The following is a 13,757-nucleotide window of genomic DNA, read 5'->3' as shown; positions in this document are numbered from 1 at the left end:
ACTGTAATGCGTTGAGGGGACTTCCAGAATGACCATGATCGATGCCGCCGGCCTGTTCGGGCCATCATCATCGCCTGACCGCGCCGCTCGCCAGGGAGCCGATCCGGCAGGCTTTTCCATGCGGGGGCGGGTGATCTGGGGCCTCGTCTTCGCTGTTATCTTGCTCGCCGGTATTGGCGGCTGGGCCGTCACGGCCAAGCTGTCGGGTGCGGTCATCGGGCAGGGCACAGTCATGCTCGACGAGGACCTCAAGGTGGTCCAGCATGTGGATGGCGGCGTGGTGCGCGAAATCGCTGTGCGCGTCGGCGAACGGGTGCAGGCCGGTCAAGTGCTCCTGCGCCTCGATGCCTCCCAGGCCGAGGCCGAACACGCCATCCTGTCGGGGCAGGTGATCGAACTGGAAGCGCGGCGCTTCCGCCTCGTGGCCGAGCGCGACAACAGCACCGGCCTCGATGTGCCGGCCAGCTTTGTCGAAGGGAACCAGTCCGGCCAGGTCGCCGTGGATGAAGAGGCCCAGCTGTTCGACAGCAACCTCGCCTTCCGCACCACCCAGATCGAACAGATGGAACTGCAACTGGGCCAGCTGCAGCAGGAAATTGTGGGGCTCGAGGCCCAGCAGGCCGCGACGGCCAGCGAGTTCGAACTCGCCAGCGTTGAACGCCAGCGCCTTGATGAGCTGGCCGGCGATCAACTTGTAGAAGTCTCTCGCCTCACAGCAGCCGAACGCGATACCGCCCGCCTTGAGGGCCAGATGGGCGAGGTCGGCGCCGCCATTGCCCGGGCGAAGTCCCGCATCAGCGAGCTGCAGGTGCGCATCATGGGCATGGACAGCGACCGCCGCACCGTGGCGCAGCGCGAGTTGCGCACCGTCGATGCGCAATTGGCCGAGCTGCGCGAACGGCTGAACGCCGCCACCGCGCGCCTGGCCCGCGTCGAAATCCTGGCGCCCGCCTCGGGCGTGGTCAACGAGCTCAACGTGAACACGCTGGGCGGCGTCATCTCTCCGGCCGAGCGGCTGCTCACCATCGTTCCTGATGATGCCGACCTTACCATCGAGTTCCGCGTCGCGGTCACCGATATCGACCAGGTGACCCTGGGCAAGCAGGCGACCTTGCGCTTCTCGGCTTTCAACCAGCGTGTCACCCCCGAAGCCGAAGGCCAGGTCACCCGCGTCGCGGCCGCCGCCCAGGTGGACCCCGCCACTGGCCAGAGCTATTACAACGCCGTGGTCGAGGTCACCGATGAGGCCATCGACGTCACCCAGCTTGTTCCCGGCATGCCGGTTGAAGTCTTCGTCCAGACCGAGGAGCAATCGGCCATCGCATACTTCATGAAACCCTTCACAGACCAGGTCTCAAGGGCTTTCCGCGAAGACTGAAACGCGATCAAGTCCAGAACTGGCGGCGAAGGAGATGACCGTCGGCGTGAGCTGCTGCCAGTTCGGTGGACAGGAAGTCGGGCTGGCTGGACAGCAGCATTCGATCTATGCCGAGAGCGGTTTCGTGGCAAAAACGACCTGTAGCGTTTATCCATCCGCAAGCCGTCGATAGGAATGTTCTACCGTCGTGATATGGGAGCGCATCGTTAGCTCCGCACCGGCACGATCACCACACAAGATAGCCGCCACGACATTGGAGTGCTCTTCGTGCGAGCGGCCGAGACGACCCAATGAGCTGAATTGAGCGCGGCGGAAAGGCTGCAAGCGCTGGCGCGTGGCGCTTGTCAGTTCCATGAGATAGCTATTGTGCGCGCCGGAATAGATCATGGAATGAAAGGTTTCGTTGGCCTCAACGTAATGTTGCGCGTCACCCTCACGCACTATGGCAGCCATGCTTGTGTGGTGGGTGCTCAAGGCCTGGCGTTCCCCCACAGTCATGGCCACAGCCGAAAGACCCGCGCAAAGCGCCTCGAGATAGGCCATGACTTCGAACATGCCAGCCAGGGTTGCATCGTCTGGTTGAGCAACGACCGCACTGGAGTGGGGGCGCTGTGCTACCAATCCGCTGGCGCGCAAGAGACGAAGCGCCTCGCGGATTGGTGTGCGTGAAACGGAGAATTCTGCAGCAAGCCCTTGTTCGTCGAGCGGTGTGCCCGGCGCCAGCTCGCCGTTGATGATGCGGGCCGCAAGGGTCTGCCGGATCTGCTCGGCGGAAGTGCGGGGGGGACGCTGATACACGCGGGGACTCTTCTCTGCCTCAGGGCCTGGGCATCATGCTGACATGGGCGGCGCCGATCTTCCAACCGTCCGCGGTCCGCACCCAGGTTTGTTGCTGGCGCCCAACCGCGTCGGGGAAGTCGCTCAGATGAAACATGGTGGAGGCCACGGCAACATCTGCACCAAAAGCGGTGATCACTGTTTTGTCGAGATCACGCTCAAATGGGGCTTGAGCCGCGCGGAAAGCGCGGACTTCGTCGATGCCATATTGGACTTCGCTGACGCCGTAACGGACAACGTCCAGCCGATGAAGGAAGAAAGCATCCAGCATGGCGACGTCATTGGCCAATAGCGCGGTCTCGTAGGTGTCAAAGGCAGACCGCACCTCTGCCAACACGGCGGGATCGTTGAAGATCATGCTGGTGATTCCGCCATCACGGACTGCCTGAGGCTGGCGAGCGGTGTTGCCCACCCCACAATGCCGCCTTGTGCCACGATCATCTCGATGGCCGCATCCTTGAACTGTGGGAAGTAGCTTTCAGTGGCGTCCTCAATGAGCAGGCATTGATAGCCCCGGTCATTTGCCTCACGCATCGAGGTCTGGACGCAGACTTCGGTGGTGACGCCGGAAAAGACCAGGTGGGTAATTCCCAGTGCCTCCAGGCGCTCCTGGATTCCAGTGGCGTAGAACATGCCTTTGCCCGGCTTGTCGATGACAATCTCCCCATCCTCAGGGGCCAAGGCATCGACGATCTGGTTACCGGGCTCGCCGGCAATCAGGATGCGACCCATGGCGCCCACGTCGCCGATGCGCAGACCCGGTTTGCCGCGATTGCGCTTGGCCGGGGGGCAATCGGAAAGATCGGGCTGGTGCGCCTCTCGGGTGTGTATGATGGGCCAGGCCTGGGCGCGAAACAGCGAGATCAGCGCCGCCGTGCTGGGGATGATCGCCTCGAGACGCTCTACGTCATTGCCCAGAGAGTCTCCGAAGCCACCGCGCTCGATGAAGTCACGTTGCATGTCGATGACCACCAGCGCCGTGTGATCAGGGTCAAGGGCATAAGGGTAGGGGCGGGCAGGGATGGAGATGGTGGTCATCAATGCCCTGCCATGTGCTGACCGATAGTGTTGCGGTCGGTGTCCTCGACCTTGCTGACATAAGTAATGGTGCCACCGCTCATCACCGCCACGCGGTCGGCCAGTTCGAGGATTTCGTCAAGGTCTTCGGACACAAGCAGTACCGCGGCCCCGCGATTGCGCTGCTCCATGATCTGGCTGCGGATTTCCGACACGGACGCGAAGTCGAGGCCAAAGCACGGATTGGCGACGATCAGCACATCGACGTCGCCCGAGAGTTCACGGGCGAGAACGGCGCGCTGCACATTGCCGCCCGAGAGGGTTTCGATCGGGGCGTCCGGCGAAGTCGTCTTGACGCGATAGCGGGCGATTAGCTCCTCGGCTTTGACCCGCAGCGGCCCGGGCGACATCCACCAACCGAATTTGGCAACCGGTGGCTTGTCGAAGGAGCGGAAGGCGATGTTTTCGGCGACGCTCATGCGCGGCACGGTGGCGTTCTTGAGCGGCTCTTCGGGCAGGCCAAAGACCTTGTAACGGTCGAAATCACCGCGTTTGGGAAAAAAGTTCTGGCCACGAATGCGGATGGCGCCGTCGCTGAGGGCGCGTTGTCCCGCAAGGGCCTCAACCAGGGCCGACTGGCCATTGCCTGAAACTCCAGCAATGCCGACGATTTCGCCGGCATGGACTTTCAGATTGACCGCCTCAATGGCATTGCCGCCCTCGGCATCGTCGGCGAACAGGCCGGCGAGTTCGAGGATTTCCTTTCTCTCGTTGTGTTGACGGCGCTCGGCGCGTTCGCGGATTTCGGTGTCGCCAATCATCATCTGGCTCATTTCGGCCACGCTCGCGGTCTGGGCGTCACCCGAGCCGGTGAACTTGCCGCGCCGCAGAACCGTGAAGCCATCGCAAAAGGCTTTCACCTCCCGGAACTTGTGCGAGATCATCAGGACGGTGATTTCCTTGCGGCTGGCCATGTCGCCAAGGAGGCCAAGCACCTCGTCGGCCTCGCCGGGCGTCAGCACCGAAGTGGGTTCGTCGAGGATCATGAAGCGCTGGTCGAGGTAGAGGAGCTTCAGGATTTCCAGCTTTTGCTTTTCACCGGCCGACAGCGCCGAAACCTGGGCATCCAGCGGCACTTGGAAGGGCATGGTTTCCATGAACTGAGCAAGAGACTTCTTCTCCCTGCGCCAGTCGATGACCGAGGGCGTGTCGGCGCGGGAAATGACAAGATTTTCGGCGGCCGTGAGGCAGGGGACAAGGGTGAAATGTTGATAGACCATGCCGATGCCATTGGCCCGGGCGTCACGCGGTGAGCGGATGGAGACTTCCTTGCCATCGAGCAGAACCTGGCCTTTGTCGGCCGAGTAGAAGCCCATGATGGACTTGACCAGGGTTGACTTGCCGGCCCCGTTTTCGCCCAGCAGGGCATGAAAGGAACCTGCCGGGACATTGATGCTGACATCATCAAGGGCGACCAGCGGACCAAAAACCTTGGTCATCCCGATGGCTTGCAGCGAGGGTGCGCGACCGGCAGCAGTGACGGGAGCGAGAGCGTTCATGGCAAGGCCTCGATCAGCGCGGTCGAATTGGAGACGGCGCCGAAGACGCCGCCTTGCATCTTGATCATGTCGACGGCCGCGTCGTGATTGCTCTGCTTGGTGGCGGCGCAGCAATCTTCGAGCAGCAGGCACTCATACCCGCGGTCATTGGCGTCTCGCATAGTGGTGTGGACGCAGACATCGGTGGTGACGCCGGAAAAGATGATGTTGCGGATGTTCTTCAAGCGCAGCACCATTTCGAAATCGGTGGCGATGAAGGTGCCCTTGCCTGGTTTGTCGATGATCTGTTCGCCGGGCAGGGGCTGCAATTCGGGGATGATTTCCCAGCCCGGCTCACCGCGCACGAGGATACGGCCGCAGGGGCCCTGGTCGCCGATGCCGGCGCCGATGCGCTGGCTGCGCCACCACTTGTTGGCTGGCAGGTCCGAAAGGTCCGGCTTATGGCCTTCACGGGTGTGGATGATGGTGTAGCCCTTGGCGCGCATGGCTGTGAGGACCCGCTGGATCGGCTCGATAGGCGCCCGCGTCAGGCTGATATCGTAGCCCATGGTGTCGACGTAACCGCCAGGGGCACAGAAATCGACCTGCATGTCGATCACCACGAGGGCAGTGTTGTGCGGGCCCCAATTGCCGTCAAACGGCCAGGGATAGGGATCGGCGCTGGCGATTGTGGAACCACCGGTGACCATGGCGGCGTCTATGCGTTCGTCGATCAAGCTCATGGTCAACCTCATTTCGTGATGGAAAGTTCGCCCGGCACCTCGCGCGCGGCTCCCCTGGAGCGGGCCGCGGCGATCATGATGACGAGCGTGAGGATGTAGGGGGCGGCATTGAAGAAGTAGTAGCCCTGGGAAATGCCAACCGATTGCAGCGAGGGGCCGACGGCGCCGGCGGCGCCGAACAGCAGGGCAGCCCAGATGCAGCGGATCGGGTCCCAGCGCGCAAAGATCACCAAAGCCACGGCCATCAGGCCCTGACCGGAGCTCAGGCCCTGGTTCCAGGAGCCGGGATAGTAGAGCGAGAGGAAAGCTCCGCCGATGCCGGCCAGAAAGCCGCCTGCGGCAGTGGCGAGGAAGCGCACCAGATCGACCGAAACGCCCATGGCCTTCGCCGAGGCGGCGCTGTCGCCGGTCATGCGGACGATGAGGCCCCAGCGGGTATTCGCGAAGGCCCAGCTCATTGTGACGGCAAGCGCTATGCCGACGAAAAACAACGGGTTTACCTGGAGAGCCTGGGCCAAAGCAGGGTTGCCGGTCCAGTCACCTAGCGGGATGGCATCGAGCCGGGGAGCCGATGGCTGGATATAGGGCTTGCCGAAGAAGAAGGCGACACCCGTGCCGAAACTCATGATGGCAATCCCCACGGCGATGTCGTTCACCCGTGGCAGCTTGCAGATATATCCGTGCATGGCGCCGAGGATGAGTCCCGAGCCGCCAGCGGCGATCACCCCGATCCACGGATTGCCGGTGTGGAAGCTGACCGCGTAGGCAACCATGGCGCCGAGCACCAGATTGCCCTCAAGCCCCAAATTGATGCGGCCCGACTTTTCAGTGAGGCATTCGCCCAGGGCCACGAACATGAACGGAGTGGAGACTCGGATGGCGCCGCCCAGCATGGCGATGAGAACGGTCCAGAAGCCGGCGTCACTCATGTGCGGTCTCCACGCAGATCGGGCTGGAAGAATTTCAGTCGTCCGTAGAGCGTGTCGCTGGCGAGCAGCACCACGAAGATTATGCCCTGGAGCACCAGGACAGTGGCATCGGGCATTCCCATGCGGCGCTGAACGAGGCCACCGGCCGCAGCGAGGGCACCGAACAGGATGGCAATGGGTATGACCATCAGAGGATTGTGGCGTGCGAGGAAGGCGACAAGAATGCCGGTGAACCCATAGCCGGCCACCAGGGAAGCATTGGCCTGGCCGTGAATGGCGGCGACTTCGAAGAAGCCCGCAAGCCCGGCGCAGGCTCCGGCAATGACGCAGCAGGCAACCATGAGGAAGCCGACCGGCAGGCCCTGGGCTTGGGCGGCGCGCACGTTGCCCCCGGTCATGCGCGCTGCAAAGCCGAAGGTGGTTCGGCTCATAAGCACCCACAGAACGATAGCCGCGAGAATCCCGGCGGCAAAGCCCCAATGCACGTCCGTGCCGGGTATGGCGCCAATGCGATAGGCATCGCCAATTGGCATTGTGGATGGCTTGTTGGCCGAGGCCGGGTCACGCAGTGCGCCTTCCACGAAAAAATTCATGATGGCGATGGCGATGTAGCTCAGCAGCAGCGAGGAGATCGTTTCATTGACGCCGCGATAGTGGCGCAGCCAGCCAGCCATGCCGATCCAGAAGCCGGATGCAGCCATGGCGGCCAGCGCCATGATGATCCAGGTGATGGGGACCGGCGCGCCGCCAGAAACCAGCGGAATGGCGATTGCCGCCGCGCTCATGCCGCCCAGCACCAGGGCGCCTTCAGCACCGATAATGGTCAGGCCTATGCGGGCAGGAATGGCGAAGGCGAGGCCGGTCAGTATTAGTGGCGCGGCGCGCTGTAGCGACTGCTGGAGCGAGAAGGGTGAGCCGAGGCCGCCAGTCCAGATCAGGGGAAAGAAATCCAGCGGGGATTTGCCAATGATGAGCAGGAAGATCGAGAAGATCAGCGCTGAGGCAACAAGCGCAAGAACTGGCACGAAGATAGCTTCGGCAAGTTTTAGGGTGCGCACACTCGGGGCGCGGTGAAGTGGCACTGAGGGGCTCGCAACTGTCATTCAGGCCTCCTTGATTTCACTGGGGTTCCCCTCTCCCTTTGCGGGAGAGGGATCGTGCGGAATCAAGTAATCGAACCGACGACGCCTTCGAGGAGGTAGCCCATGCCGTCCAGGACAGGATCGTAATTGTCCATTTCGCCCTCTATGACGACATTGCCGGCATTGTCCTTGAGGGGCCCGACATAGATGGGCTTGGACGCCTTGAGGTCGGCAATAGCGGCGTCGGCAGCTGCAATGGCTTCGGGCGTGGCGCCGGCGCCGTAGGGCGTGTTCTGGATCATGTCATTGTGGTAGCCGCCAGCCACGAAGTTGGGCAGCGGCTCGCCTTTTGCGAGCAGGTCTGCATACATCGAATAGATGGTCGACCACTTGTATTCGGCGCCGGTGATGAAGCCATTAGGTGCCAGCGGGGCCTGGCTGGCATTGTGACCGCAGGTCTTGACGCCACGGCTTTCGGCCGTTTCCACAACGACCTTCGGGCCGTCCACATGGCAGGTGATGATGTCGCAGCCAGCGTCCACCAGAGCATTGGTGGCCTCTGCTTCGCGCACCGGCATGGACCATTCACCGGTGAAAATCACTTGCACAGTGGCATTGGGATTGGTCCTGCGAGCGCCGAGCAGGAACGAGTTGATGTTGCTCAGGACCGAGGGGATCGGCTTGGCGGCGACGAATCCGAGCTTGCCAGTGGGCGAAGCGGCCCCGGCGGCAACACCGTCTACGTAGTGGGCCTGGTTGAGATAGCAGAAATAGGAGCCTGCATTGGCCGGATCGGCATCGGTCCAGAGCGGAGCGGCGTGGCGGAACTCGACATCGGGGTACTTCTTGGCCAGTTCAACCACGAAGGGGCTGTAATAGCCGAAGGATGTCGCCAGGATCAGATTGGCGCCATCGAGATTGATCATTGATTCCATCGATTGGCTGACGGCGTCGGTCTCGGGCACGTTTTCCTCTTCGATCACCGTGACGCCCGGTAGCTGCTTGAGAATTTCCATGGCGACTGAATGCGCCTGGTTCCAGCCGAAGTCATCTCGCGGGCCGACATAGACGGTGCCGATTGTGAGGGGAGACTGTGCTCGCGCCCAGCCGACCGGTAGGGCAGCGGCGGCAATCCCCGCGGCACCGGCCTTGAGTAAGGAACGACGGGACAGGTTGAATGGCAACATTGGTGAACTCCCTCGATCCATCCCGATATCGGGTGGCTAGAGAAGATGTTGCAAACCTCATGCCAACCGCCATCTGGGGTCAGTAACCGAGTTCTATCAGCCGGTTAGCGTCCGTGCGGACGCTGGAAGATTAGCTTCGGGACCGCCTGATTGCATACATTGACCGCATCAGTGCCTCTTTTGTGTGCTAATTTTGAAGGTTGCATACAGTTTGGTCGGATGCCAATCTTCCACGCATCGACGAGATGGAATTCGCTCATGACCCTCTTTCTGCCGGACCTGTCCGCCCTCCGCCAATTCTATGCATCGGGCGGCTCTCCGCTGGAAATGGTCGAAACGGTCTTGGCTGCATGTGACGAGTATCCGGACAAGGCCGTCTTCATCACCCGGGTAAGTGCGGACCACCTGCGCGACGCCGCTCGGTCGCTGATGGCCAGTCATCCCGATCACAATGCGCTGCCGCTTTGGGGCGTGCCATTCGCGGTCAAGGACAATATCGACGTCGCCGGACTGCCCACGACGGCGGCTTGCCCCGCCTTTGCCTATCGGCCTGAGCAAGATGCACACGTGGTCGCGCGTCTGAAAGCGGCAGGCGCCCTGGTGATTGGCAAGACAAACCTCGATCAGTTTGCAACGGGTCTCAATGGCACCCGATCGCCCTATGGGGCACCGCGCTCGGTTTTCGATTCAGACTACATTTCCGGAGGTTCGAGCTCCGGTTCAGCCGTCGCCGTTGCCGCAGGTCTCTGCAGCTTCGCCTTGGGGACCGATACTGCGGGCTCAGGCAGAGTGCCGGCTGCATTCAATAATATTGTTGGCATAAAGCCGTCTTTGGGTCTGCTTTCGACATCGGGAGTCGTGCCTGCGTGTCGTACCGTCGACGCCGTCAGTATTTTCGCTGGCAGTGTGGCAGATGGTGTGGCCATCCGAAGGGTTGCGGAGGGGTTCGATCCGCAGGATGCCTATTCCAGGCCGGCGGTTCCTGCTCTTCTTCCGGGCAGCTTGCGCATTGGGGTGTTGTCTGGCTCCGAGCGCGAATTCTACGGCAATCTAGCTGTCGAACTCGCCTATGACCGCGCCATCGCGGCCGCCCGATCGCTCGGCGCCGCTATTGTCGAGTTCGACTATGCGCCCTTCCGTGCAGCGGCAGAGCTGCTCTATGGCGGGCCGTGGGTGGCCGAACGCCTCGCTGCAATTGAGGATTTCCACGCCCAGCATGCCGACGAAATGGACCCTACGGTCAGGACAATTGTCGAAGGGGCTTTCAACCAGACGGCCGTGGACGCCTTCAAAGGCCGCTACCGGTTGGCGGGCCTCAAGCGAGAGGCCGAGCAGGCCTGGGCGAAAGCCGATGTGCTGCTGCTGCCCACGGCGCCGACGACCTATACGGTCGCCGATATGAAGGCTGAACCGATCGCCCGCAATAGCCACCTCGGGCGCTACACCAATTTCGTCAATCTGTTCGATCTGGCCGCTATAGCAGTGCCGGCGGGGTTTGACGCTGAATGGCATTTGCCCGCGGGCGTGACCCTGGTTGGCCCCGCATTCAGCGATGATGCGCTGGCCCCTTTGGCAGGAGCGCTGCATCGAAAACTTGGCCGAGGCATGGGGCGCAGGCTGGATCAGGACATCCCCCCGTCTTAGTCCCCGCCACGGGCGATCGCAAAAGCCTCGTGGTAGTCGGCGCATAACTCACTCTTCGCGGAACGCTCTGGAGACCTGGTCGGTGAAGGGCTTCATGAAATAGGCGATGGCAAGCTGTTCCTCGGTTTGAACGAAAACTTCTACAGGCATGCCGGGAATGAGTTCGGTGGGTTCGATTGCGCTGTCGAGCAATTCTACATCGGCGGTGTAGTAACCTTGCCCAGTCGCCTGATCGATTTGAGCGGCGGAAGCGACGCGTGTGACGATGCCCTGGACCTCGGGCGTGACGCGCTGGTTGAATGCGGAAAAGCGCAGGGTCGCTTCCTTGCCCACAGTGACCTGGTCGATATCCGTCACCGACACCCGGAATTCAATCGTCAGGTCCGCATCGTCTGGCACAATGGTGAGGAGCCGCTCGGCGGGTGAGATCACGCCACCCAGCGTGGATACGTTGAGCTCGTTCACGACGCCTGATACGGGGGACACGATGTCGACCCGAGCCAGACGGGCCTGTGCCGCCCGGTGATGCTCCCGCAATTCGGCAAGCGCGGCATCGACTGCGCGGAGTTCGCGCTGCGCTTCAGTGCGGCGCTCACTATCCATACTCAGGATGCGCACGCGCAATTCGCTGATGCGGGATTCAGCGCGGGCGATCGAGGCAGTAATCTCGCCGACTTGGCCATCCAAGCGCGCCGCATCGGCTTCTGCAGCGCTGAGCCGCGTGGCCTCCACGAGCTGTTCCGACGCGAGTGCGCGCAGTCGCTCGCGGTCGGTCGCGGCCAGCTCAAGCTGACTTTGATAAGCGTTGCGCTGGGCGTTCAGGCCCACAACCTCCTGCTCAAGCTGGCCAATCTGTAAATGCATCTGTTCCAGCTGAGAGGTGCGGGAATTCAGATTGCTCTGGAAGAGCTGCTTTTCTTCGTCGATGGCGACCTGGGCTGGTTGCAGGCGGGCATCGAAATCGGCTGGCACCTGCATCGTGGTCAGGCCGTCGCGCTCAGCAAGGAGCCGAAGCCGACGTGCCTGTTGCTCAACGATTTGCCCGTCGAGAATGGCGTAATCTGCAGCAACCTGCGTAGCATCGAGCCTCAGCAGAACTTGCCCGGCAGTGACGCGGTCACCAACCCGAACGGCGATTTCGCGCACGACCCCTCCGTCGACATGCTGGACCACCTTGAGGTCTTCGTCGACCTGCACGGTGCCCTGCGCGATGACCGCACCTGAGAGGCGCGCCGTTGCGGCCCATCCCCCAATTCCGCCCAGCAGGGCAATGGCAAAAGCGGTTGCCCAGATAACCCGCCCTCGCATGGAGAAGCGAGCCGGATCACCCCCCTTGTCGGGCCTGGCGCTATCCTGCTGTGAGAAAAGCGAAGTCGCGTCGATCGTCGTCATGGCGTGTCCTTAACTCGATACAAAATCATGCCAGATGTTCGGGAGCGGTCAGCAGAACGCCCTGGATGTTGATGGCGATGTCGGCGCTGTGGTCGCCATCGATGTCGGCCAGGATGACAGTCCAGTCCATGTCATCGATGCGCTCGTGCCGCACTTGCAGGGGAATGTCGGAGTTCAGCCAGTCATCGTCGTCGTCGCCATAGATGGCTTCGAACAGATCCTTTTCGGCCCGCTTGTTGTCTCGGCCGAGATCGTATTCCCGGACGCGGACGCGATCGCCCACGACGAAATCGAGGATCTTGTGCACCACGTCTTCGCTGAGCGTCGGATCGTGGTCGGTGACCTCGAACACGAATGTGTCCCGTCCCCGACCACCCGACAGCACGCTGGCCCTGCCGCCCACCACAAAGAGATCGTCCCCAGATCCCCCCTTGAATTCCTCAATCCCCGATATCGTGTCGGTGCCAATGCTGGCCCCGTAAACGGTGCCGCCGACGAGATCGACCACGATGTCATCGCCGGTCGCCGAGGCGTCAAAGATATCGTGACCCTGGCCGCCATCGAGAACGTCGTCTCCGGTGCTGGCGATCAAGGTATCGTCGCCGTCTCCCCCAGACACAGTGTCGTCGCCATCTCCATCGATCAGCACGTCATTGCCGGATCCGCCAATGAGTGTGTCAGCACCCTCGCCGCCGTCCAGCAGGTCATCACCCATGCCGCCGTCCAGATGGTCCGCGCCCGCACCGCCGAAAAGGCGATCGTCGCCCCGGTCGCCGATCAATGTATCGTGGCCGTGCCCGCCATGGAGATGGTCGTCGCCGATGCCGCCGTCGATATAGTCATCGCCGGCGTCGCCGAAGAGGGTGTCGTTCCCCGCCTCGCCGAACAATCGGTCATGTCCATTGCCGCCAAAGACGACGTCGTTACCGGCTCCCGCAAAGATTATGTCGTCGCCCTCGCCGCCGACCAGCACGTCATCGCCGGCACCACCATTGATATGATCGTCGCCGGCGCCGCCTTCGACGTGATCGTTGCCATCCATGGCGTCGACGATGTCATTGCCGTCCCGTGCATCGATATCGTCGTCGTAGGGTGACCCGACCATCAGGTCGTCGCCTGAAGTGCCCAGATGCTGCATGCGGACTATGTCGAGTTCGGCCGTCTGATCGATCCAGGCCCAGCCGTCGGTTATGCGATAGGCAATCCTGACGGGTCCCATCATGCCGTGTTCGGTCTGCAGCGCCCAGCCGTTCTGCGTGTTCACCAGATCTGCGCCACTGACCCTGATGTTGTATACGGCCAGCTCGTCCCCATCGGGATCGGAAGCGCCACGCAGCAAATGCACAAGGCCAATCAGCACCATTTGGCCGGCAAAGACGTCGTTGAGACGAACCGGCCCCATCGCGACGGGCGCCCGATTGGAGGGGTTTACAGTGTCATCGTCGTCGTTGTCGTCCTTATCGTCTTCGCTATGATCCGAGCTGTCGAGGGGAGGCGGTTCCTGCACCAGCGGAAATGCCGGTGCGTAGGGCAAACCGAAGACATTGTCGTTCACCGGCGGATGAAAGACCGCTGCCGGGCGGAGGACCGGGACCGACGGGGCGAGGAAGGTCGGCGCGACAAAGTGGAACTGCGGGAAGTCCGGAGGCTGAAAGGCTGCGGGCCAGGGATTGCCGCGGCCAATGGTGTTTTGCGGTGGATCGTCTTCCGCGATGCTTCCGGTTTCACCCTGGTCCACGCCAGCGACCGCCAGGTCGTCCAGCTCGGCGACCCGTTTGTCTCGCGGCGCCGCGGCCGGCTGGTCCTTTGTGGGCCGTTCTTCCGGTTCCTCGCTCTGACGCGCTGCCGTCGCGGTCATCGATCGCAGGTAGACGGCGATGCCCACGACGACCATGGCGAAAATCGCTGGGAGCCGCGACAGCCGCTCCGCCGTGGAAAATTCGTAGCGCTTGCCGCCGACTTTTTCGGCATCCTGCTTCTGCGTGGATTTGACGTCGATCAGCATCGTCA

General features: G+C 62.2%; 11 protein-coding genes and 1 pseudogene. 2 read left to right on the top strand and 10 right to left on the bottom strand.

Annotated elements, in window-relative coordinates:
- Positions 1-28 precede the first annotated feature (28 nt).
- Complete coding sequence (locus MQW79_RS03320) at positions 29-1,378, top strand: HlyD family type I secretion periplasmic adaptor subunit (RefSeq protein WP_476586825.1); 1,350 nt, start codon at positions 29-31, stop codon at positions 1,376-1,378.
- Positions 1,379-1,525: 147 nt separating this feature from the next.
- Here the strand turns inward: MQW79_RS03320 and MQW79_RS03315 are convergent, their stop codons facing one another.
- The 8 genes from MQW79_RS03315 to MQW79_RS03280 all read right to left on the bottom strand — a co-directional run bounded on the left by MQW79_RS03315 (position 1,526) and on the right by MQW79_RS03280 (position 8,711).
- Entirely contained in the window at positions 1,526-2,176 is a 651-nt protein-coding gene (locus MQW79_RS03315) for a GntR family transcriptional regulator (RefSeq protein ID WP_476586824.1), read from the bottom strand.
- A gap of 19 nt (positions 2,177-2,195) precedes the next feature.
- A complete protein-coding gene (gene hpxZ / locus MQW79_RS03310; RefSeq protein ID WP_476586823.1) occupies positions 2,196-2,573 on the bottom strand; it encodes an oxalurate catabolism protein HpxZ in 378 nt (125 codons plus the stop codon).
- Positions 2,570-3,253, bottom strand: coding sequence for a cysteine hydrolase family protein (locus tag MQW79_RS03305; protein WP_476586822.1), 684 nt, complete (start codon positions 3,251-3,253; stop codon positions 2,570-2,572). Before MQW79_RS03305 ends, hpxZ begins: the two co-directional genes overlap by 4 nt.
- Complete coding sequence (locus tag MQW79_RS03300) at positions 3,253-4,791, bottom strand: ABC transporter ATP-binding protein (protein WP_476586820.1); 1,539 nt, start codon at positions 4,789-4,791, stop codon at positions 3,253-3,255. The genes MQW79_RS03305 and MQW79_RS03300 overlap by 1 nt, the downstream gene beginning before the upstream one ends.
- The gene (gene biuH / locus MQW79_RS03295; RefSeq protein ID WP_476588176.1) at positions 4,788-5,480 is read right to left on the bottom strand and encodes a biuret amidohydrolase; all 693 of its coding nucleotides are present in this window, start codon (positions 5,478-5,480) and stop codon (positions 4,788-4,790) included. Before biuH ends, MQW79_RS03300 begins: the two co-directional genes overlap by 4 nt.
- Before the next feature lie 41 nt (positions 5,481-5,521).
- Positions 5,522-6,442 (bottom strand): ABC transporter permease, encoded by a 921-nt coding sequence (locus MQW79_RS03290; protein ID WP_476586818.1) that lies wholly within the window; start codon positions 6,440-6,442, stop codon positions 5,522-5,524.
- Positions 6,439-7,545 carry an ABC transporter permease gene (locus MQW79_RS03285; protein WP_476586817.1) on the bottom strand — a complete coding sequence of 369 codons (1,107 nt, stop codon included), beginning with the start codon at positions 7,543-7,545 and terminating at the stop codon, positions 6,439-6,441. The genes MQW79_RS03290 and MQW79_RS03285 overlap by 4 nt, the downstream gene beginning before the upstream one ends.
- A gap of 62 nt (positions 7,546-7,607) precedes the next feature.
- Positions 7,608-8,711, bottom strand: a complete 1,104-nt coding sequence (locus MQW79_RS03280; protein WP_476586816.1) for a BMP family ABC transporter substrate-binding protein — start codon at positions 8,709-8,711, stop codon at positions 7,608-7,610.
- Positions 8,712-8,969: 258 nt separating this feature from the next.
- Between MQW79_RS03280 and atzF the strand changes: the two are divergent.
- Positions 8,970-10,346 (top strand): annotated as a pseudogene (atzF, locus tag MQW79_RS03275) (allophanate hydrolase); the annotation flags it as partial.
- 57 nt (positions 10,347-10,403) lie between these two features.
- Here atzF and MQW79_RS03270 read toward each other — a convergent pair.
- Positions 10,404-11,747 (bottom strand): HlyD family type I secretion periplasmic adaptor subunit, encoded by a 1,344-nt coding sequence (locus MQW79_RS03270; RefSeq protein ID WP_476586815.1) that lies wholly within the window; start codon positions 11,745-11,747, stop codon positions 10,404-10,406.
- Positions 11,748-11,772: 25 nt separating this feature from the next.
- Entirely contained in the window at positions 11,773-13,752 is a 1,980-nt protein-coding gene (locus MQW79_RS03265) for a cadherin-like domain-containing protein (protein WP_476586814.1), read from the bottom strand.
- Between the last annotated feature and the right edge of the window lie 5 nt (positions 13,753-13,757).

The sequence above is a fragment of the Devosia sp. Micro-HW1 genome (genome assembly GCF_056341075.1).
This window is presented reverse-complemented; position numbering and strand designations above follow the sequence as displayed.